Origin of the sequence: Niallia sp. RD1 (assembly GCF_024219955.1) — a bacterium.
Classification (GTDB): domain Bacteria; phylum Bacillota; class Bacilli; order Bacillales; family Cytobacillaceae; genus Niallia; species Niallia alba.
The window spans coordinates 3,893,324-3,913,236 of the sequence record NZ_CP100420.1 but is presented as its reverse complement, the minus strand read 5'-3'; the positions used below and the strand labels follow the sequence as shown (position 1 = coordinate 3,913,236).

Genomic DNA, 19,913 nt, shown 5'->3' with positions numbered 1-19,913 from the left:
TCGCTTTAAAAAATATAAATCCCCAAAAAAGACCATCAAAAAGTTGCCTTTCAGATGGTCTAATCTTTTATATTTCATTCACTTCATCAACAATACTTTTTAAATCTCTTTGGAAGCTTTCTAATTGCTGTCTTTGATGCTCAGACGCTACTTCCAATGCATTTTCAATTTGTTGATATGTTTCATTGATTTCTTGCTTCAAATGTTTAAGCTGATGACCATAATTTGCTGAATCCTTTACAATATCTTGATAAAGGTTTTGCGTTTCATACAAATTACGTTGTGCATCTTGAAAAGCTTCCTGTTTATTACTATGATAAGGCATCTTTTAATCCTCCTGATTTAAATTCATGTTGCTTACCAATAAGTTGTGCAGAGTAACATAAAAATATGCGGTATAAATGAGCGTGTATATAACCATTCTATAAAGGAAAGTGAAGTAATACCTCTTCATAAAAACATTAAAGGAGAGATTAACTAATGAATAAAAATGACAGTAAAGATATGCGCCGAAATGCTCCAAAAGGCAATCAATCTGGTCAACCCGAACCTCTTAGCGGCAGCAAAAAAGTGAAAAACCGCAACCATTCAAGACAAAAGCATAACAGCCACCACGATATGTGAGGAAAATACATTAATTTACTCTATTACATTCTAGTTAACAATGTGGCTTATTTTAAAGAGTTTTATGCCCTTTAATTAAATTGTATTTCAATCACGTTACTTAACTTTATTGATTGCAAGTATATGGTCAAATGTGTGGTCAAAAAGCGGTCACTCATTTGGCCCTTCTTTCTGTTAAGCTATATGATAAATGAAGAAAAAGATTTCATATAGCTGTTAAATTTACTGTCGTTGAATACTCTAATTGTCGAATATGATAAGTGCTCATGTTTCTGAAAATTAGCAAGAAATAAATTCGGAAATTTAAAGCGTTGTATGTTGATGGAATAATTACTTCAGAAGAGTTGGAAGATACGAAAAAAAGCTATTATTGGATTTATAGAAAAAAGCTCTTCTCACATGTGTTGGGCTTTTTTCAACTTTTGATTTTAGTCCTTCGCTAAATTAAATATATAAGTGTTATCAATACAAAAAATAGTAAACATACTGGGACAAAACAAAATATATAATAGATAAAGACGAACAATCTCTCATTTAGTAGCGAAACCAACTCGTTTTTAAAGGTTGTTTCGTTTCATCATTTTTTTAAAAGAAAATATAATGAGTAGGAAATACGAAGCAGACGGAATACACGTAGACTCCTATGGGAGCTGCGAGAAAGTCCGAGACCCTGCAGGCGAAGCCGAAGCGGCTCGGCGCTCGCCCCATGGAAAGCGAAGTGTATTCCGTCTGCGCGTGATCATCACAAACCTTTTTCCTTAAAATTAATAAAACCCGAAATGATTATACGAATATTTCATAGCATATACGTATAATCATTTCGGGTGATTTCGTTAAAAATACTTATGCCCTAGTCCTACTTTTATCTTGCTTATAAAAAGTTATAAAAAAGTTTGTTAGTCCGTAGGCTAACATAGTAATAGCAACATCTAACAAAAATATATGAAAGCTATTAAACCCTTTTAATAGAGCAAGAAATCCTATTTGCTTCTCAATAGAGACAAGTACAAAGGCTATAATAGCAGATATTACAGATGTCCATAATAGAAAATTCTTATCGTATTTCACACAATATTGGTATAGCAACATAAAAGAAACTGGAAGAAAAGAAGATGTTATCCCAATTGCTTGGGGTAAAAATGGTAGAATAAAATAATGATGATCCATATATCCCATTCTAATAAGGGTAAGTTCCGTATATGTCCAAAGCATGTGAACTGTATATCCAAAGAAAAGAATTTGAAGGGTCTTATTCTTATCCAGTTTTACCAGCAGGACAATAAGGGGAACGATCAAGAAAATTAAAATGATCCAAAACTGCCAGTTATTCCAATTAGAGTGTTCGTGCCAATAGGAATTTATTAATGATGATACCTTATCGCTCGCTTTGTTTATCTCTTTCCAATACTCTTTAACTGACATAATCCTTCCACCTCCTATCATTTCACAATTATCATTCAATAATCTATCCTAGGTTGTTTTTTTATACTATTGTCCTGTTGGAAAGTACTCCACCTTACTTTAATATATCTTAAGGAAAAATAAAGAAATGTATAATATAATTCTTCATTATTTATGATGAAGGGAAAAATAACCATGATTAATTCTATTTCAAGTACAACTGCAAGTTCTACTACAATAACCAGTCGTTCCTCTGATGTTGCCAATCAAATTAAAACATTAGAAAGTCAAAAACAACAATTGCAGTCACAACAAACGCAAATCGAGCAAAATGAAACCATTCAAGAAGAAGAAAAAGAGAAACAGTTGGAACAATTAAAAAAACAAATCTCAGAAATAGAGGCACAAATTCAAGCACTTCAAAATCAAACATCTGAAACAAGTAATCCTAATTCCAATGCACAAATACAACAAGATAATGTCTACATTAGTAATGAAGCATATTCCTTGTTCAAAACTTCAACAACAAAACTAGATTAATTTAGTTTTCATTCAAGTAAGTAAATAGTGTATTTTTTATAGTCCCCCCTTTTTTAAGAGGGACTTTATTCATTGTTAATTTTTTCAGTGATAGTATAACAGCGGTAATGTAAGGGAAATGAATAGCTATTATTATGATTTTCTCAAAAAAGGAAGTGTGGGAAAAATTGTGGTATCCTTATACTCTCATTATCGTTTTTGTGCTTATTGTCTCCTTTATGCCGAAAAGACTTACATTAAGGGAAATGTATTTTAGCGTTGGAATAATTGGATTTGCTACATGGCTTGGAGATGTATTTGTAGGTGATGTTTTAAAAGCCTTTCAACTCGGTCCCTCCTCTAAAACGTACATTATTGACTATCTTTTTGTGACGATCATTCCACCAGCGATCGGCTTGATTTACCTAAACTTTTTGATTCACACTAAATCTCTTCTGTATAAATGGATGTGGGTAGTCCTTTCTTTCCTATTAGAATGGGGCGCTGTACTAACAGGCTATATGACGACCAAAGGGTGGAAAACCTGGTACTCTATACCTGTCTTTGTATTAGTATTTCTTGTATTAGTATTTCTCGTATTCCTACCTTTGCATTTAAAAATTTTAAGACCTGAAAAATAATAAGTATCTTTCGAGTTTTTCAAATAAAGATAGGGACCGGCTTTAGAAAAAATCCGGTCCCTATCTTTGTAAACATATTAACTTTAGTTATTTCGTTACTGCAATGCTAGTTTCACTTTTAAAATTTGGCAGCCAATCTCCATGAGCTTCAATTAAATCATCACATAGAGAAATAATATCGTCCATTGATAACTCAGCTGCTGTATGTGGATCAAGCATAGCGGCTTGATAAATATATTCCTTTTTCAAAGTGATTGCTGCTTCAATGGTCAGTAATTGCGTGTTAATATTCGTTCTGTTTAATGCAGCGAGCTGCTCTGGGAGATCACCTACATACGTTGGGATAATTCCACTACGATCCGCAATACACGGCACCTCAACACACGCTTTCTCCGGAAGGTTGCTGATTAGTCTGCCAGTATTTAAGACATTCCCGCCAAATTTAAACGGAACATTCGTTTCCATTGCTTCAATAATGCGGGAACCATATTCATGGGAACGCACATGATCCAAAGATTTATTGTTAACCAAATCCTCTCTCATGGCTATCCAATTATTAATTTGCTTTTCACAACGAGATGGATATTCATCAAGTGGAATGTTAAAGCGCTCAATTAACTCAGGATAACGAGATTTGATAAAGTATGGATGATATTCAGCATTGTGTTCAGATGACTCTGTCACATAGTAACCAAATTTATCCATCAGTTCAAACCGAACCATATCCCCATGCTTTGTTTTTTGCAATTCACGAGCTCTTCGCTTAATTTCAGGATATAAATCCACCCCATCCTTACTCACTTCAAGCAGCCAAGCCATATGATTAATTCCAGCAATTTTTTCCTTTAAACCAGTGCGATCCATACCTAGTGCATCAAATAAATCTTTTGTACATACTTGCACACTGTGGCATAAACCAACCGTTTTAATGTTGGTATAGCGATTCATAACTCCAGTCAAAACGGCCATAGGATTTGTATAATTCATAAATAGCGCATCAGGACAAACCTCAATGTCATCAAGTTAAGAAACCAGTAATTACCAGTGGTAAACCAAAATTGATGTTTATAATATTCTGATAACTAAAAAAGCCAATAGGATGCCCGGGAAGTGCCTATTTAATTTTTTTGGCATTTCCCTGATTTTCCTATTTGTTCGTTTTGTTAGATAGCTGGTCGTTGTCCAAATCCATGTTTATTCGCATTTAGCCCTCTGGAACGTTTAAATTTCCTTCCAGGTCTAATTGGGACTCTATTTCGCTGAACTTCGTTCAGTAGGTCTTTATACATCTTTTTTCTTCGCCTTTGACTTGGTTCAATGATTAAACAAATGAGCTTATCTTTTAGTGCGCCAATTAAAATATTGGTGTTAGTTTTATATTTGTGCTTTAAGTCTTTATCCTTCTGATCCTCGGCGATGATCACATCTGACTCATGCTTTAGTAGGGAAGCCATGTTGCTTAAAAATAAAGCAGCATAAAACTCTTGTTCAATCGTCTGTTTTGTTTCGCCTGAGAATCTTTCAATCTGTATTTTGTTTTTTAAGACATCGTATTTTGTTTCGATTGACCATCGTTTAAAGTACAACTCTTTAAAAGCCGGAATATCAAAAGACTCATCTAATATATTCGTTATAAGTAATTCATCTTCTCCAGAGCCTAATGGGATACGGACCGCACGCAAACGCATGACGTTGCTTTTATACTTGAGTTCAATGACCTGATCAGGGATCCCTTCTTTTATAGCGGCTCGGTAAAAATTAACTGGCGTTCTAACAACAAAATTCACTTTATTCTTCAAAAGATAGTGAAAGAAATATTGAGATGGATACCCACGGTCAAAAAGAAAAAGGTCGTGGTTAGAACGCAGTTCTAGGAAACTATCAATTAATTCTATCGCTACTGTGCGCTCGCTATCTGTACATTTTGTGATTATCCCCTTTACAAATAAATCATTTCCGATATCATAAATAGTAGATACCATGGCTCTGGCAAGTTCCTTGCCATTGCCCTTTGATGCGCCGAAGGTATCTCTTAGCCTTTGGGAATTGGCTATTTCTATGATAGACGCATCAATCGCATATAACCGGAAGCCCTTATATTTAAAGGAGTTATTTGTCTGATAAAACCACGTCGTAATGGTGTCAAATAACGTCTTGAAGGCTTCTGGTTTTATTTTTTTTCGCGCTTGTGAAAATCCCTGTTTACTTATAATTTCTCCTTCTTTTTTAATCAACTCAAAAAAGTCATTCAACTCAATCTGCAAGCTTCTCGTTACTAGATTTAGCACAAACAAAATTGTTTCTGGGAAAGTCAATTTGCCTCCTTTACGTGTAAAGTAGGTTGATTTCATGCGGGAATCGCACATGAAATGGAAATCGTACAATACCTCCCTACATACTTCAATCGCTTCTAAAAACTTGCTTTTTTTCAACAAAAAAACCCCATTTCGTACGAGATATACCAAGAACTGGTATTCACGCTGATTATGGAGGTGTTTCTGAAAAGTCAAGGGGTTTTTTCAATTTTATACAACAATTTTATGAATCTTTTTTAATATTTACATATTTTTACAATTTAGGTTTATGACATTGGGACAAACCTCTACCATATCCTTTGCAAAATCCAGCATAACTGGAATCGTTCTTAAATTACGGAAAATCCCGCCAATTCCAACTGTATCGGCAATAGTCTGTCTTAACCCATACTTTTTCGGAATTTCGAAATCGATCACTGTACTAGGCTTATAGCCGCCTACCTGTATCGCATTTATAACATATTTCGCTTCTCTTAAAGACTCTTTCCGATCTGTAAATGCTTTAATCTGAATGTTTTTCCCAAGACTTTCCTTCAAATTATTGAGCATTTGTTCAGAATCACGCAAGCGTTGTTCATCAATATCGAATAGCGCAAATTCAAAACCATCTAATGCGTCAACAAACATGCAATCCCCCAAAACATTTTTTGCAAATACCGTACTACCAGCTCCAAGAAATGTAATTTTAGACATTTTATAATCCTCCAATTTTTCTTGTATTTATCCTTTAACCGAACCAGATGCTAATCCTTTAACAAAGTGCTTTTGCAATAATAAGAACAATACAACCATTGGCAATACAGCCAATATTGCTGCTGCAGCTACAAGATGCATGCGGTTAGCATTTTCTCCAAAGAAACCTGCCAAAGCAACCGTTATTGTTTTTACTTCCTCTGCTTGTAGGAAGAAAATAGCGAATTGATAATCGTTCCAAATGAATACACAGGCAATGATTAAAATAGATGCAGTAACCGGCTTCAATAACGGAAATACAATACGGAAAAAGATTCCTAATGTACTAGCTCCATCGATTTTTGCCGCTTCTTCTAATTCTCTTGGGATTGTCGAACGAATAAATCCTGAATACAAGAAAATTGTTAATGGCAGAAAGGACGCAACATTATTCAAGATGGCAATTTCAAGCGTATTCATCATTCCTATGTCCACTACAAGCTTATATAACGGAACCAATGCTGTTAAAGGAGGGATAACCATTACTGCGATAAAGAACATGAACACAAATTTATTTAGCTTTGTTTGTCTTCTTGCCAGCGGATATGCTGCCAAAGAGCCAAATACAATTAATAAAAAGGCACTGACTGTGGTAATAATCGCCGTATTGGTGAGCGCATTGCCAAGACTAGCCATTTCCCATGCTTCCTTAAAATTGGCAAAATTCATTATGTTGGGGAAAACCCATTTCGAACTAAAATCTCCCCTCGCCTTTAATGCTGTCGTAATCAAAATATAGAAAGGGATTAAATGAAAGGCTGCAATCAAAAGCGCAACTCCAGAAAGGAGCCATTTATTCTTTCTATTCATATAATCCATTACGCCTCAATCTCCTTTCGTTTGAAGTAGACTAGCGCTGCCAAGCTTAGAATTAATATGATGACTGCCATAAACACACCTTGTGTTGCTGCATATCCCGCATCCTGGCGATTAAAATAAAGATCGTACATAAATGTCGACATGGATTGAGAAGCATAGCCTGGTCCACCGCCTGTAAGCGAGATGATCACATCAAACAACTTCAACCCACCAATAATGTTGATAACCATATTGATCGTAATAGAAGGCATTAACATGGGCAAAGTGATATTTTTAAATTGCTGAAAACTAGATGCACCATCAATTTGTACTGCTTCATAATAATCTTTTGATATACTTTGTAATCCAGCAAGATATATGATCATCGCAATACCGACAAATTGGAAAGTATTCACAAATACTATTAACCAAATGTTCACTTTCGGATCTGCTAGTGCATTAATTTTATCTAGCCCAAGGAATACAAGCAGATCATTAAGCGCTCCGCCTTGGAAGGCGAAAAAGAAGTAAAAGATATAACCCATAATTAGTGGGCTAATAATGACCGGCAAGTAAACAATTGTCCTAGTAAAATTCTTAAAACGAATGCTTTGGTTTAATAAAAGCGCATATCCTAAACCAATAATATTCTGTAAAATTGTACTACCGACACCATACAGAAGGGTATTTTTTACAACTAGCCAGGTATCTGGGTCCTTCAGCATTCTTGCATACTGGCTGAACCCAATGTAGTCATAGCTTTGTGAAAACCCGTTCCAGTTTGTAAAAGATATTTTAATTCCGTTTAGAAAAGGATAAAAGATGAAAAAACAGATAGCAGCAAGAGCTGGAAGATACATCCACCAAAGGGAGGATTCCTGCCTTTTTTTACGGTTCCTTTTCACTTCTATAGAAGAGTCGGTATTTGGCTGCCTATTTGTTGCTATTTTTAGCAAAGTAACCATCCCCTAGTTTAGATTGAGAGGTACAAATGTTGATACTCGTTCCTCCTACCGTAAAGCTATTTCTTTTGTTCTAGTAATCTCTTATATTCTTCTGCCATCTTTTTCGAAACATCTTCTGGCTTCATAGTCCCAGATAATAATTCCTGACCAGTAGCCCCCATAGGGTCCCACATGCCGCTCGGTAAATAGATACGGTCAAAATAAGGCTCTACTTTAATATCCTTATACTTCTCGTAATAATCAGAGTAATAGTTTTTTGATTCTGTATTCGTTAATCCTGCTGGAAGTGAAGTACCTTCCGCTATCTCTTTCACGATTTCTGGCTGTGAGATAAATTCCAGAAATTTCTTCGCCTCTTCTTTAACTTTAGAGTCCTTCCAAACAGCTAATGTATGACGTTCGCCACCAATCCAGCTGGGTTCGTCGCCTTCTTTGATTACAGGCATTGGAGTGATGCCAAGTTTAACATCTGGATTTAATTCTTCTACAGAAGGACCGAGCATGCCACCGCCAACTATAAACGCAATTTTACTTTGAGCCATTAAGTCTACCATTTGATGATTTTGAGCGGTCAAGACATCTTCATTAAGGAGCTTCTTATCTTGCATTTCCTTTAATTTTTCTGCTAGAAATGTGTAATTGGACCAATCAAACGTTCCATCCAGCAATTCCTTCTTAAAATTTTTCTCACCAGTAATTAATAACGGTGTTGAAAATTGATCAAAATACTGGCCGAATGCTGATTTATCAGAGCCAGCAAACCATAGTGGAGTCACTTCTCCCTTTCCTTTTTTCTTAATTGTTTCAAGCGCTGTCATAAATTCAGCAAAGGTTCTTGGAGGTTCTATTCCATATTCTTCTAGAAGTGTTGCATTATATGTAAGTCCATCCTTTGCCTGATTAAGAGGATAAGCATAAACTTTCCCGGTATCATCCATTAAAATTTGATTTAGGGCCGGGTCAAGATCTTGCACCCAATTCATGTCTTTCAAATCTTCTACATATTCTCCGTAACGATGGATTGCCCAGCCGTGGGTATCAAATAAGTCTGGCATATCATTCGCAGCCATCTTAACACGAAGCATTCCTTCATAACCGTCAGCAGGATAATTTTCTTTAATATCGATATCAGGATTTTCTTTTTCGAATTTTTCAACAACATTTTGCATTGTAATTTTATCTGCTTCATTTGTCACTGTCGAATACATCGTAACGACAGTCTTACCACCATTTGCTTCATTACCACCTGAAGATTTACTACATCCAGTTGCAATCGTTGTTAAAGCAATAGCAATCGCCATAGTTTTTAAAAGCCTTTTCATTAAAAAACGCCCCCTAAAATTTCGTATTTTGAAAACACTAGGTACTTTCACCTAATTTTCGAGTTCGTTCTCTTGCTGGTTTTTGGGAGCATCTATATAATAGAATTAAGCTCCCTTTCGTTGGTGGAGTTTACCCGCCCGCAAAAAAGTGACTGCCATCACTTTGAACCTGGCACCAAGAACTTGGTGCTGGGAGGGCTATACACATATGAATACTTTTTACACTAATTCGTTCATCACCCCCTTAAAAAGAGTTATTTTATTTCCCTCCGCAGCTTTCCCTAATAACCAATTCTGTTGGGAGCGTAACAGTCAACGGAAGTTCCCTGCCATTTAGGCGGTCTAACAAAAGTTTTACCCCAATTTGACCCATTTCTTTCGTAGGAACTCTAATTGTTGTTAATGGTGTACTCGCGAATTTCGCTGCCTCAATATCATCAAAACTAATAATGGCCACATCTTCGGGTACATGAAGATTTGCTTCTTGTATAGCTCTTAAAGCTCCAATCGCCATCGGATCACTACCAATAAAAAATGCTTCAGGTAACTTTGATGTTTGAATGGCTTTTTTCATCAATTGATAGCCCTGTGCCATTGTATACTCACCAATAAAAATAGACTCTTGATTATATAAGTTTTTTTCTTTCATGTAACGTTCAAAAGTGGTGAGACGTTTATCTTCTGAAAGAAGCTTTTGATTTTTTAAGTGTTCCATTTCCTTCCCACCAATGTAGCCAATTCGTTTGTATCCAGTAACTAATAAGTGGTGCAACGCTTTTTCTGTAGCACGTTCAAAATTGATAACAACAGAATCATAGAGGTCTTCGTTAGGAGAATGATTTATGTAAACCACATTATCCACCCTGCTGATTGCTTTTAAGGTAGACTCTTTCACTCTACCGACGACAATTAACCCATCAAGTTCTTCAATCATTTGATTTCCTTCTGTTTCATGTAAGCGAAATGTAGCCGTTTTGATTCCATTATGGGCAAGTTCCATTTCAATCCCTTGACGAATCGATAGAAAATAAGGATCACTTATTTCTTCATCCAATGATTGAGTTAGCATAATACCAACATGTTTTGTATCCTGCTGTTTTTGCTTTAACCGTCTTTCTAAGATCGTTTCATAACCGAGCTCTTTGGCAACTCGAAGAATACGTTCTCTTGTTTTTGCCTGAACGGTAAGCGTATGATCATTATTTAGCACTCGTGAAACAGTTGATGCTGATACATTCGACTTATCCGCAATTTCTTTAATCGTTGCCATGTTTAAAACCCTCTTCTTGTTTCTTTTAAAACCAGTAAACTTTTCTTTAAAATCACTAATATAATTACCTGGCATATACGAATAATAACACCTTTTGAAAAGGCTTTCAAGATAAATAATATATTTTTTCAAAAAATTTTGTGATTTTTATTCTATAAATGCCTATTAACACAGGAATTTTCATAAGAAATTGTTTTTTTATCGGTAAATATTTCAGTAAATTTATATTGCTAGATTAGTTTTCAACACCTCCGTCATAACAAAAAGGAACTGTTGCTCACAACAAGTTCCTTTTTTCACTTATAAGGTTGGCAAATTTATGGCCGTATTTATATTTTGCAAATTAAGATTTATTTGTTCCTTCGGTTCCCACGCATTGTACCACCCTTTTTCAGTCATATATGTTGAAAGTATTTCATGCATATCTAGGGCTTCATCCAAATGGCGAGCGAGTATTGCTTTAATTTCCGGATGACCTGTTTCAGTTATGGCCATTGCATAATTTCTTATTCCGCTTTTTGCCGAAATCAATAGGTCTGTCGCTATCATTTGATCTGTTAATACATCCAGCCCTGTTAAATATTCAATAATGGAATTCATACACGCTTCACTCCTAATCCTTCCAGCTCTGTTGCTTTTGCTAAAATAGTTGAAAATTCTTGTAGCTGTCTAGTTGAAATATCCACATCTCTTAACATCATCTCTTTTAACTGAGGGTCTGTAACGAGAGCGCGCATTGTTTTTGATTTAGTTAAACAAATCGTCTTAAAAGCTGCCAATTCTTGAACTTCTAATACTTCATGTAATACATAATCCATTTTGCTCTCCTGCCTTCCTTATGGTTTTAAAACAACTTTTATACAATTATCTGTTTTCGTATCAAAAATTTCGTATCCTCGTTTTGCTTCACTAAGTGGCAAAACATGACTTACTACATCGCCTGGATCAATTTTCCCAGTAGAAACTAATTCAAACATGTATGGCATATAATGAATAACTGGAGCTTGTCCAGAGCGGATGTTGACATTACGTTGTGTAATATCTCCTAACGGAAAACTATTATATCTTCCACCATATACGCCAGTGATTTGGATCGTTCCACATTTCCGAACGGCTTGAGCAGCCATCACAAGAGCATTTATCGTACCACCTTGCAGCTTCAATCCACTTGCAAGAAATTCTAAATCAGTCATCTTCCCATCCATTCCAACTGCATCAATAACAACATCGGCTCCACCTTTTGTTATTTCTTTTAAATAAGCACCAACATTTTCTATATGTTCAAAATTAATGATTTCTACATTATTGGTACGCTTCGCATGCTGTAATCGATAATCAACATAATCTACTGCAATGACACGCTTTGCACCTTTAAGCCAAGCGAATTTCTGGGAGAAAAGTCCAACTGGTCCACAACCAAAGACAATTACTGTATCCCCTTCTTTCACTCCCGCATTCTCTACACTCCAAAAACCAGTCGTCATGGCATCAGCAATAACAGTTAGTTTTTCATCCGGTTCTTCACATGTTTCTGGAATCTTAAAGTGAGTGAAGTTCGCAAAAGGCACTCTTAAATATTCCGCTTGTCCACCAGGATAGCCACCAGCACTTCCTGAATAGCCAAAATAAGCTCCAATATCTCCATTATCATTTGAGTTATCACATTGGCTTTCCAAATTACTTTTACAATATTGACACTCACCACAAGCAATATTGAAGGGGATTATAACACGATCACCTTTCTTAAGCTTCGTTACTCCCGGGCCAACTTCTTCAACAATCCCCATTGGCTCATGTCCAATAATATAGTTTTCTTGTAAATTCGGCATCATTCCGTGAATCAAATGCAAATCAGATCCGCAAATGGCTGTACTCGTGACCTTGATAATCATATCATCTGGCTTTAAAATCTTTGGATCCTCTACTTCCTTTACTTCCACATTTTTAATACCTTGATATGTTACTGCTTTCATCTACATATAACCTCCATGTCTAATGTTGATCCGGCGTGCGATCAAACATGCCTTTTCGATTTGTTTCAACAGGAAATAAATTCATATTGCCAATCATGATCGTATTCTTTGCAGAAAGCTGATCTAATTGATACTGCTCGCTTAAATCATGAGGGTGAAACCATTTTTTCTCGATCATTAATTCGGTTATTTCTTGATGCATGCTTATTGCTTGTTTAAGCTGTTTTCTTAAAAGAACTCTTAATTCTGGCGATGCAGTTTCTGTTAAAACTGTCGCGATATTTCTGACACTCTCTTTTGCTCGAACAAGAAAATCCATCGCAAATGTCATGTCTGCAATCTCTGGCATGTTTAAAGCATTAATCGGATCTAAATGATCATGATTCAATGAGTAACACCTTCCTCTCCATTTATAATTGGTGTTGGACGACTTTGCGGAACATCTGTTTCAAATGGCACCTGCTTGTATATTTCTCTTAGTTCAGAAAGGGCTTGAATCGATTGATTTACATCTTTTTTCATTAAGTCTTTCAACTCTTGATCAAAAACAAGCCCTTGCATTAATTTTGATTTCGCAAGACATAGTGTTTTGAAATTAATTACTTCATGTAAGTCCAGTGATTCATGTAGTGCTAGTTTTTTTGATTCCATGCATCTATATCCTCCATACTAATATGAATTACCTTGATATTTTCCCCATATAAAGTACTCTATCCCCTAGCAATTTTTAACGTTTTGCGTAAGGGTATAAAATTAAAATCGTTGTCATTTATTTTAAAAAATGATATGTACATATTTCCTTTAATGTTCTTAATCGTTTTGCTCATACTAATAAAGCAAACGAATTCTCGAAAGGATTAGGTTCTTATGCTAAATAAACAAGAAATGTCCCATTTTCAAAAAATATTGGATGAACAAAAAAGAGATCTAGAAGTAAGATTTGAACAAAATGACAACTTGGATTTGAAACATGGACATTACCATGAATCTGTTGGGGAACTATCTAGTTATGATAATCATCCAGGAGATGAAGGAACAGAGTTATTTGAAAGAGAAAAAGATATCGCTCTGTCGGAACATTATCACCATGAGTATATGGGGGTATTACGTGCATTAAAAGCAATAGAAGAAGGAACATACGGAAAGTGTACAGAGTGTTCTCAAGATATCCCGATTGAGAGGCTGGAAGTTATACCTACTACTCTTTACTGCAAGGAGCATTCTCCTGATCAGAAAATTTCGGATAATCGTCCTGTAGAAGAGGAAATATTAACGCCTCCTTTTGGCAAATTTGATATGGATAATAAAGATGAATCAGTCGGATTCGATGCCGAAGATTCGTGGCAAGAGGTTGCCAGTTGGGGTACTTCAGAAACACCATCTGATTTTGCCAATCTAGTGTATGACGATTATAATGACGTATACACAGAGAGCAATGAAAATATTGGCTATGTTGAAGACTATGAAAACTTTGTCGGAGTAGATATAGAAGGAAAAAATATAACCATTTATCCTAATGAACAGCATAAACGCTATGAACAAAGTTTGGATGAAGAAGGTATTATGACGACATTCGGTGACTTGCCTGCTTATGAACATGAACCATATGTAGAAAATAATGACTAAGAAAAAAGGTTGTCTAAGTAGGACTTTCCCTACCTTTAGACAACCTTTTTTTTGGAATCATCATCACCTTTTCCCCTCTTTAGAATAAGCTAAATATACTAAGGAGGACTATATATGACTGATGATAACTGGATTCATTTAATGGATGAATGGTTGAAAAATCATTTTCTTGATCCACTGACTTCCATTTTAGATGAAACAGAATTTCGGATTGACGTGTACGAAACAGAAAAGGAATATATTGTTGAAGCATTATTACCAAACTGTCTAGAAAACAGTATCCACCTTTCTGTAAGAAAGAATTTGCTTACTATTAAAGCAAACATCCAAGATTCTGGTCGTTGGGAACAAAAACAAAGAACGATTGATTTTCCAATCCCGATTACACAAAATCCAATTTGCGCCATATACGCAAATCAAATTCTTGAAATTTTCATTCGGAAAGAAAAACAGCTAAACAAGATACAGTCCACTACTATTCCAATTCAATTTCTATAACTCAAATTCTCTTTCATACCCTTTTTTCAACACATAATATTGAATACCTTTCGTATGCTTTAAAGCACTTTTAGCATGCTTTTTCGCTACTTCATCTTCCCCCTTTTTTAAAGCGATTTCTGCTAACAGTGCTTCTTTCATCCATTTCTTTGTTATGGTTGTTATTATTTTCTTCGCTTCTTTAAACTGACTTTCTTCTATATTTATTAACGCCAAGTAGTAGGACTTTATTTCCAATTGTTTTATTTTCTCCGCTTCTTCTCTCAGACCTAACGTTTTTCCAAAATAAAGAGAAAATAAAATCGTGAATAGAGCAAATTGGGATTGATATTTTTTCCGTTTGATTAGTTTTCGATAACTTGTAATTACCCTTTTATCATCTTTATTACTTAATGCATGGACAAAACTATAATATGGATGCTTTCTATTCTTTCTAAATAACTTCTCCAACATCATCATGTTTCTCGTTGTATGAATGCTAAACAAGGATGCGATATACATTGTAATAAATACGAGGATATAACAAATAAATATATTCAAAAATATGGGATAAGAAAAATAGTTATCCAAAACAAAGAAAGCAGAAAATGCAACGATTATTCCAATTAAAAATGTTCGTACTGATACCAAAAATATTCCTCCTTATGTAAACCAAACTTGTGCTAAATGTTGAATTCCTTCTTCCACTTCCTTTTCTTTCAATCCCCCAAAACCTAATAATAGAGGATAATCCTCTCTTTCCTGAGAATAATATGGTTTCGTAGAATATACTTTTATTCCTACCTTTTTTGCTTCTGTGATAAATACATCTTCCTTTTTAGGAGGAACACGAATCAACAAATGCATACCAGCTTTTTCACCAATAATTTCAACCTTATCACCCATATACTTTGTGATGCATTGAACTAAAAAAGTATATTTTCTTTCATAGACCTTACGGATTCGTTTAATATGACGCTCAAATTCTCCCTTTTGTATAAATAGACCCAATGCTAACTGCAATAGCGGGGAGCTTGATTGCGACTCTGTTCTACTCTTTTTTATCCACTTTTCAAGCAGCAGATTTGGCAAAATCATATAGCTTATTCTTAAGGAAGGTAAAAATGCTTTCGAAAAAGTCCCCATATATATAACTCGATCTTGCTGATCTATTGCTTTCATACTCGGTATAGGTGAACCTTGAAACCGGAACTCACTGTCATAATCATCTTCTAGAATATACCCGTCCACTTTTTCAGCCCACTCTAATAACTCAATCCTTTTTGAAATTGGCATAATCTTGCCGATTGGAAACTGATGTGATGGAGTAACATAAATGAGATTACACAAACTATTTAGCGCAGAAAAGTCGTGCCCAGCCTCTTCCTTCACTGGGATAGGATAAATAGGAAGTTCTCTCTCCTTAAATACATTTCGGACGCCATCGTATCCTGGTTCTTCCATTCCGATACATAATGAATTTTTCTCCAATAGCGAGAGGACTAGATGAATTAAGTGTTCCGTCCCTGCGGTAATAATAAGTTGATTGGCTGTCGTCTGAATCCCTCTTGATCTATATAAATAGCCAACCAGCTCTTCTCTAAGTAATATTTCACCTTGTTTGTTTCCATACATCATCCAGTTAAATTGCTTGTCCTCCATTACCTCTTTTACTGTCTTCTTCCAAGCGTTAATTGGAAAATTAGTCATATCAATATCTCCATACTGAAAATCTATCAAATAGTTTTCCTCTACCTTTTGGCTTTGTTTATGTCCTACTTGTGTTTGTGTCGCTGTATATTCATAGCTAGGTAAAGCAACCACAACATATCCACTTTTCTCTTTACTTTCCACATACCCTTCCATCCACAACTGTTGGTAGGCAGCAATGACTGTATTTTTACTAATTTGCAAAAAGCTTGCTACATAGCGAATCGATGGCAGCTTTGTTCCTGCTTCTATCTTCCCGGTTAAAATTTCTGTTTTAAAATAGTAATACAATTGCATGTATACAGGCTCCTTACTGTCTGTATGCAAATGAATAGCGATATTCACTTACTCCTCCTCCTTTTCCATTTAAATCTATTTGTACCTAAAAACTTTTCTTAAACTGTTCCTATGGAATTCACTTATTTCATTTTAAAATGAAGGAACAATAAATGGAAGGAAAGGAAGAAAAAAATGAGTGTAATGCGACAATCAATGATGGAAGTTACCGATAAAGAGAAAATTAATCAATTTTTACATCATACGCATATTGGACATCTCGGCTTAGTAGATGCAGATGCACCTTATGTCATTCCACTTAATTATGTTTGGTTCGGAAATCACCTATATTTTCACGGTGCAAGTGAAGGAAGAAAAACACGCATCATCAGCAAAAATAACCAAGTATGCTTTACTGTCAGCGAAGAACGAGGCATCATGAGCAATCCCATTCCCGCTAAAGTTGACACTGCATATATGTGTGTGATGATATTCGGAAACGTGACGCTATTAGAAGATATCGATAAATCCCGTGATGTCATGCAAGCAATGTTACATAAATATGTTCCCGGTTACTATGAAAAACCACTAGCTAAATCTCATTTAGAAAGATACGTGTCTACTCTAGGGAGTAAAACAGCGATTTATAAAATCACTCCTACAGCTATTACGGCAAAAGAAAATAAGTTGGATGAAAATGTGAGGTTTACACCGGGGAGAACGATTAGGATGGACATGTAAGGATTTAGAAAGTTAATTATTGAAATGCTAGTTATTTGTTTTGAACTTCTTCTCTTCCATCAGTGGGGATTTTACTTCATCCTTCACTGATGGTTAGTTGAACCAATCGATAATAAATATTATTACTGGCCAGCTTATCCATAGTACTGGTAAAGTAGAATGACTTCCGTCTGTTCTATATGGTTACTTAGAACAGCATACGGTTTTAACAGCTGTTAAAACAATCAGAAATGTGATGAGAGATGCTTTTCTTCTACTATTTAAGGAAGAAGAAAAGCTAAATGAAGTAATGGGAGTTTTTCAAGATAAATTAGATGTTGGCGGATTTTTGGCTGATACCCTCTTTCCTTTGGCTGATTTATTTCGTTTTTGGCTGATATTCTCTTTCCTTTGGCTGATTTATTTCATGTTTGGCTAATATCCTCTTTCCTTTGGCTGATTTATTTCATTTTTGGCTGATATTCTCTTTCCTTTGGCTGATTTATTTCATTTTTGGCTGATATTCTCTTTCCTTTGGCTGATTTATTTCGTTTTTGGCTGATATCCTCTTTCCTTTGGCTGATTTATTTCGTTTTTGGCTGATATTCTCTTTCCTTTGGCTGATTTATTTCGTTTTTGGCTGATATCCTCTTTCCTTTGGCTGATTTATTTCGTTTTTGGCTGATATCCTCTCTACTTTGGCTGATTTATTTCATTTTTGGCTGATATCCTCTTTCCTTCGGCTGATTTATTTCATGTTTGGCTGATATCCTCTTTCCTTTGGCTGATTTACTTCCATTTCTGCTGATTTCCACAGCACTTTAGCAGATCTATCTCATTTTTTGTGTTAAACAAATGAATAATTTCAACTTAGGTTTTGCATAAAGCAAAGACCTTTTTAGTTTCACTTCTCTCACTTCCCCTTTCTCCAAAAATATCTTTGCTTATTCACGTATTTTTTTCATTAAATGACAAACACTACCAATAAGTACTGTGGAGGAGGTTTGTCTAATGAAAAAACTTCTTTATTCTTTACTTCTTTTCTTTGGTGTATGTATGCAAGTATCACCTGTGTTCGCTTCTCCAAGTGAAAAAGAAGTAGAGATGTTAGCTAATAAACTAGGCTGGACGACAAATGACTTAGAAGAATATTTAACTTTTAAAGGATTAAAAACGAGTGATTTTGATACTATTCAACTTTTAGAAAAGCAACTTGGTACACCAATCACTCCAACTAATCTAGATCAACTCCTTGTCCAAAATTCAATGACGCGAGAGGAATTGGATATACTATTAGCAGGCTTTCATGAAGGTGTCGAAGATTTTTGGTTTTTAGAAGATTTAGAGGTTGCCATTGACTTTTATAAAAATCATGAAGATAAAATGCTTAAGTTGGAAAAATTCCTTGAAAATATCGGATTTGACGATACGGAAAAACAACAATTTTACGGGCATTTAAATAGACAAAATCCTGCCCTTTTAGCTGCAAAAGTTGAGGAATGGAAAGAACAATTAAATGATTTCCAAGCTACAGATCAAGAAAGCGGGGTAAATGAAGTAACGAATCCTGCATTAAGTGCTTTTTGGAAAGACTTTTTTAACACAACATCCTTAAGACCAGTATTAATTGGTATTGGTATTGATGATAATGGAAAAAGAACGGAACTTGCACTAACTGACCTCTTTCTTAAGGAAATGGATACAACTGTTGCCATCGAATTATATGATAACCAAAATACTTTAATTGGAGATGCAGTCGTGACACCAGATATGGTTTCTTCAGTCGAAGCCATCGATAAAATGGTGGCTTTAACCGAAGTGACGCAAGAATTAGCTAATTTATATGCAGCACAACTTCCCAATACAGCTTCCCCGCTCCCTGTCTTCTTATGTATAGGGTATATGTTAGCATTGGTCGGTGCTTTTTTAGTATTTAGGAAAGCAAGCTATGAAAAATAGAACGAAGCTTGGACTCTTCCTTATTTTGGTAGGGGTGTTGATGATTCTGTATGTTTCTACCAGTTATACGAAGGTAGAAAGCATCACAAGGCAGCCGTCTTTCCACCAAGGCAAACAAAGGGTGTTATCGAAATTACATAAGGCACAACCAGGCGAAAAAATTGCAGCGATCATTATACCAAATCAGAATAAGCGTATTCCTGTCTATGAAGGAACTAGTGCCGAGATTTTAAAAAAAGGTGCTGGTCATTATCAAAAAAGTGCTTTACCAGGCGAAAACAATAATGTCATCCTATCAGGACATCGCGATACCTTCTTTCGCTTTCTTAAAGATCTAGAAAAAAATGATTCCTTGATTCTCGAAACAACGGAAAAAGAATATGAATACAAAATCACGAAATTTTCTGTGGTGTCTTCCAAAGACAAAACCATTCTTACCCCTAAACCTAGACCAGTTCTCACCTTGACGACCTGCTATCCTTTTTCCTTTATCGGAAATGCACCAAAAAGATACATTGTAACAGCGGAATTAACCCAAACAATTGATATTATGAAAAATTAGGGTCTGAACAATCGTACGTTCAG

23 protein-coding genes and 2 pseudogenes are annotated in these 19,913 nt (G+C 35.4%); 9 read left to right on the top strand and 16 right to left on the bottom strand.

What is annotated here, in order from left to right:
• Positions 1 to 67: 67 nt before the first annotated feature.
• The gene (locus tag NKG37_RS18670) at positions 68 to 325 is read right to left on the bottom strand and encodes a hypothetical protein (RefSeq protein WP_016204827.1); all 258 of its coding nucleotides are present in this window, start codon (positions 323 to 325) and stop codon (positions 68 to 70) included.
• A 155-nt stretch (positions 326 to 480) separates the two neighbouring features.
• On the opposite strand from NKG37_RS18670, the gene NKG37_RS18665 reads away from it, so the two are divergent.
• Complete coding sequence (locus tag NKG37_RS18665) at positions 481 to 624, top strand: small acid-soluble spore protein P (protein ID WP_016204828.1); 144 nt, start codon at positions 481 to 483, stop codon at positions 622 to 624.
• Between the two features lie 843 nt (positions 625 to 1,467).
• Here the strand turns inward: NKG37_RS18665 and NKG37_RS18660 are convergent.
• Positions 1,468 to 2,046: a hypothetical protein gene (locus NKG37_RS18660; protein WP_254415092.1), complete on the bottom strand. Its 579-nt coding sequence runs from the start codon at positions 2,044 to 2,046 to the stop codon at positions 1,468 to 1,470.
• Positions 2,047 to 2,199: 153 nt separating this feature from the next.
• Here NKG37_RS18660 and NKG37_RS18655 point away from each other — a divergent pair, with 153 nt between their 5' ends.
• Together NKG37_RS18655 and NKG37_RS18650 are read left to right on the top strand one after the other, a co-directional pair.
• Positions 2,200 to 2,565: a FlxA-like family protein gene (locus NKG37_RS18655; RefSeq protein ID WP_084668774.1), complete on the top strand. Its 366-nt coding sequence runs from the start codon at positions 2,200 to 2,202 to the stop codon at positions 2,563 to 2,565.
• 155 nt (positions 2,566 to 2,720) lie between these two features.
• Positions 2,721 to 3,185: a hypothetical protein gene (locus tag NKG37_RS18650; RefSeq protein WP_254415091.1), complete on the top strand. Its 465-nt coding sequence runs from the start codon at positions 2,721 to 2,723 to the stop codon at positions 3,183 to 3,185.
• Between the two features lie 87 nt (positions 3,186 to 3,272).
• Here the strand turns inward: NKG37_RS18650 and NKG37_RS18645 are convergent.
• The 12 genes and pseudogenes from NKG37_RS18645 to NKG37_RS18590 all read right to left on the bottom strand — a co-directional run.
• Positions 3,273 to 4,196, bottom strand: a pseudogene (locus NKG37_RS18645) (alpha-glucosidase/alpha-galactosidase); the annotation flags it as partial.
• Between the two features lie 152 nt (positions 4,197 to 4,348).
• The gene (locus NKG37_RS18640; protein ID WP_254414795.1) at positions 4,349 to 5,536 is read right to left on the bottom strand and encodes an IS4 family transposase; all 1,188 of its coding nucleotides are present in this window, start codon (positions 5,534 to 5,536) and stop codon (positions 4,349 to 4,351) included.
• Positions 5,537 to 5,773: 237 nt separating this feature from the next.
• Positions 5,774 to 6,193 (bottom strand): annotated as a pseudogene (locus NKG37_RS18635) (alpha-glucosidase/alpha-galactosidase); the annotation flags it as partial.
• A 27-nt stretch (positions 6,194 to 6,220) separates the two neighbouring features.
• The gene (locus tag NKG37_RS18630) at positions 6,221 to 7,051 is read right to left on the bottom strand and encodes a carbohydrate ABC transporter permease (protein WP_169188551.1); all 831 of its coding nucleotides are present in this window, start codon (positions 7,049 to 7,051) and stop codon (positions 6,221 to 6,223) included.
• Positions 7,051 to 7,890 carry a carbohydrate ABC transporter permease gene (locus NKG37_RS18625; RefSeq protein WP_226752605.1) on the bottom strand — a complete coding sequence of 280 codons (840 nt, stop codon included), beginning with the start codon at positions 7,888 to 7,890 and terminating at the stop codon, positions 7,051 to 7,053. The genes NKG37_RS18630 and NKG37_RS18625 overlap by 1 nt, the downstream gene beginning before the upstream one ends.
• A gap of 161 nt (positions 7,891 to 8,051) precedes the next feature.
• Positions 8,052 to 9,317 (bottom strand): ABC transporter substrate-binding protein, encoded by a 1,266-nt coding sequence (locus NKG37_RS18620; RefSeq protein WP_169188550.1) that lies wholly within the window; start codon positions 9,315 to 9,317, stop codon positions 8,052 to 8,054.
• A gap of 259 nt (positions 9,318 to 9,576) precedes the next feature.
• Complete coding sequence (locus tag NKG37_RS18615) at positions 9,577 to 10,587, bottom strand: LacI family DNA-binding transcriptional regulator (RefSeq protein ID WP_254415090.1); 1,011 nt, start codon at positions 10,585 to 10,587, stop codon at positions 9,577 to 9,579.
• A 300-nt stretch (positions 10,588 to 10,887) separates the two neighbouring features.
• A complete protein-coding gene (locus tag NKG37_RS18610; RefSeq protein WP_016204836.1) occupies positions 10,888 to 11,187 on the bottom strand; it encodes a spore coat protein in 300 nt (99 codons plus the stop codon).
• Positions 11,184 to 11,405 (bottom strand): hypothetical protein, encoded by a 222-nt coding sequence (locus NKG37_RS18605; protein WP_016204837.1) that lies wholly within the window; start codon positions 11,403 to 11,405, stop codon positions 11,184 to 11,186. The genes NKG37_RS18610 and NKG37_RS18605 overlap by 4 nt, the downstream gene beginning before the upstream one ends.
• A gap of 18 nt (positions 11,406 to 11,423) precedes the next feature.
• The gene (locus NKG37_RS18600; protein ID WP_254415089.1) at positions 11,424 to 12,560 is read right to left on the bottom strand and encodes a zinc-dependent alcohol dehydrogenase; all 1,137 of its coding nucleotides are present in this window, start codon (positions 12,558 to 12,560) and stop codon (positions 11,424 to 11,426) included.
• 19 nt (positions 12,561 to 12,579) lie between these two features.
• Complete coding sequence (locus NKG37_RS18595) at positions 12,580 to 12,948, bottom strand: spore coat protein (protein ID WP_016204839.1); 369 nt, start codon at positions 12,946 to 12,948, stop codon at positions 12,580 to 12,582.
• Positions 12,945 to 13,211 carry a spore gernimation protein GerQ gene (locus NKG37_RS18590; protein WP_254415088.1) on the bottom strand — a complete coding sequence of 89 codons (267 nt, stop codon included), beginning with the start codon at positions 13,209 to 13,211 and terminating at the stop codon, positions 12,945 to 12,947. The genes NKG37_RS18595 and NKG37_RS18590 overlap by 4 nt, the downstream gene beginning before the upstream one ends.
• Before the next feature lie 216 nt (positions 13,212 to 13,427).
• On the opposite strand from NKG37_RS18590, the gene NKG37_RS18585 reads away from it, so the two are divergent.
• Together NKG37_RS18585 and NKG37_RS18580 are read left to right on the top strand one after the other, a co-directional pair.
• Positions 13,428 to 14,186, top strand: coding sequence for a TraR/DksA C4-type zinc finger protein (locus tag NKG37_RS18585; protein WP_016204841.1), 759 nt, complete (start codon positions 13,428 to 13,430; stop codon positions 14,184 to 14,186).
• A gap of 114 nt (positions 14,187 to 14,300) precedes the next feature.
• A complete protein-coding gene (locus tag NKG37_RS18580; RefSeq protein ID WP_016204842.1) occupies positions 14,301 to 14,684 on the top strand; it encodes an Hsp20/alpha crystallin family protein in 384 nt (127 codons plus the stop codon).
• Here the strand turns inward: NKG37_RS18580 and NKG37_RS18575 are convergent.
• Complete coding sequence (locus NKG37_RS18575) at positions 14,679 to 15,314, bottom strand: hypothetical protein (RefSeq protein ID WP_254415087.1); 636 nt, start codon at positions 15,312 to 15,314, stop codon at positions 14,679 to 14,681. The two genes, NKG37_RS18580 and NKG37_RS18575, sit on opposite strands and share 6 nt — an antisense overlap.
• Before the next feature lie 12 nt (positions 15,315 to 15,326).
• Positions 15,327 to 16,718 (bottom strand): MocR-like pyridoxine biosynthesis transcription factor PdxR, encoded by a 1,392-nt coding sequence (locus NKG37_RS18570; RefSeq protein WP_254415086.1) that lies wholly within the window; start codon positions 16,716 to 16,718, stop codon positions 15,327 to 15,329.
• A gap of 126 nt (positions 16,719 to 16,844) precedes the next feature.
• On the opposite strand from NKG37_RS18570, the gene NKG37_RS18565 reads away from it, so the two are divergent.
• The 4 genes from NKG37_RS18565 to NKG37_RS18550 all read left to right on the top strand — a co-directional run bounded on the left by NKG37_RS18565 (position 16,845) and on the right by NKG37_RS18550 (position 19,890).
• The gene (locus NKG37_RS18565; protein WP_016204845.1) at positions 16,845 to 17,390 is read left to right on the top strand and encodes a pyridoxamine 5'-phosphate oxidase family protein; all 546 of its coding nucleotides are present in this window, start codon (positions 16,845 to 16,847) and stop codon (positions 17,388 to 17,390) included.
• A 235-nt stretch (positions 17,391 to 17,625) separates the two neighbouring features.
• Positions 17,626 to 17,808, top strand: coding sequence for a hypothetical protein (locus NKG37_RS26390; RefSeq protein ID WP_367976029.1), 183 nt, complete (start codon positions 17,626 to 17,628; stop codon positions 17,806 to 17,808).
• A gap of 572 nt (positions 17,809 to 18,380) precedes the next feature.
• Positions 18,381 to 19,328, top strand: a complete 948-nt coding sequence (locus NKG37_RS18555) for a processed acidic surface protein (protein WP_254415085.1) — start codon at positions 18,381 to 18,383, stop codon at positions 19,326 to 19,328.
• Positions 19,318 to 19,890, top strand: a complete 573-nt coding sequence (locus NKG37_RS18550) for a class D sortase (protein ID WP_016204847.1) — start codon at positions 19,318 to 19,320, stop codon at positions 19,888 to 19,890. The genes NKG37_RS18555 and NKG37_RS18550 overlap by 11 nt, the downstream gene beginning before the upstream one ends.
• The last annotated feature ends 23 nt before the right edge of the window (positions 19,891 to 19,913 follow it).

Bases quoted from the DNA above. Each gene is read 5' to 3' on its own strand.
- NKG37_RS18670 (WP_016204827.1), bottom strand. From the start codon at position 325: ATGCCTTATCATAGTAATAAACAGGAAGCTTTTCAAGATGCACAACGT.
- NKG37_RS18665 (WP_016204828.1), top strand. From the start codon at position 481: ATGAATAAAAATGACAGTAAAGATATGCGCCGAAATGCTCCAAAAGGC.
- NKG37_RS18660 (WP_254415092.1), bottom strand. From the start codon at position 2,046: ATGTCAGTTAAAGAGTATTGGAAAGAGATAAACAAAGCGAGCGATAAG.
- NKG37_RS18655 (WP_084668774.1), top strand. From the start codon at position 2,200: ATGATGAAGGGAAAAATAACCATGATTAATTCTATTTCAAGTACAACT.
- NKG37_RS18640 (WP_254414795.1), bottom strand. From the start codon at position 5,536: ATGAAATCAACCTACTTTACACGTAAAGGAGGCAAATTGACTTTCCCA.
- NKG37_RS18630 (WP_169188551.1), bottom strand. From the start codon at position 7,051: ATGGATTATATGAATAGAAAGAATAAATGGCTCCTTTCTGGAGTTGCG.
- NKG37_RS18625 (WP_226752605.1), bottom strand. From the start codon at position 7,890: ATGTATCTTCCAGCTCTTGCTGCTATCTGTTTTTTCATCTTTTATCCT.
- NKG37_RS18620 (WP_169188550.1), bottom strand. From the start codon at position 9,317: ATGAAAAGGCTTTTAAAAACTATGGCGATTGCTATTGCTTTAACAACG.
- NKG37_RS18615 (WP_254415090.1), bottom strand. From the start codon at position 10,587: ATGGCAACGATTAAAGAAATTGCGGATAAGTCGAATGTATCAGCATCA.
- NKG37_RS18610 (WP_016204836.1), bottom strand. From the start codon at position 11,187: ATGAATTCCATTATTGAATATTTAACAGGGCTGGATGTATTAACAGAT.
- NKG37_RS18605 (WP_016204837.1), bottom strand. From the start codon at position 11,405: ATGGATTATGTATTACATGAAGTATTAGAAGTTCAAGAATTGGCAGCT.
- NKG37_RS18600 (WP_254415089.1), bottom strand. From the start codon at position 12,560: ATGAAAGCAGTAACATATCAAGGTATTAAAAATGTGGAAGTAAAGGAA.
- NKG37_RS18590 (WP_254415088.1), bottom strand. From the start codon at position 13,211: ATGGAATCAAAAAAACTAGCACTACATGAATCACTGGACTTACATGAA.
- NKG37_RS18585 (WP_016204841.1), top strand. From the start codon at position 13,428: ATGCTAAATAAACAAGAAATGTCCCATTTTCAAAAAATATTGGATGAA.
- NKG37_RS18580 (WP_016204842.1), top strand. From the start codon at position 14,301: ATGACTGATGATAACTGGATTCATTTAATGGATGAATGGTTGAAAAAT.
- NKG37_RS18565 (WP_016204845.1), top strand. From the start codon at position 16,845: ATGAGTGTAATGCGACAATCAATGATGGAAGTTACCGATAAAGAGAAA.
- NKG37_RS26390 (WP_367976029.1), top strand. From the start codon at position 17,626: ATGAGAGATGCTTTTCTTCTACTATTTAAGGAAGAAGAAAAGCTAAAT.
- NKG37_RS18555 (WP_254415085.1), top strand. From the start codon at position 18,381: ATGAAAAAACTTCTTTATTCTTTACTTCTTTTCTTTGGTGTATGTATG.
- NKG37_RS18550 (WP_016204847.1), top strand. From the start codon at position 19,318: ATGAAAAATAGAACGAAGCTTGGACTCTTCCTTATTTTGGTAGGGGTG.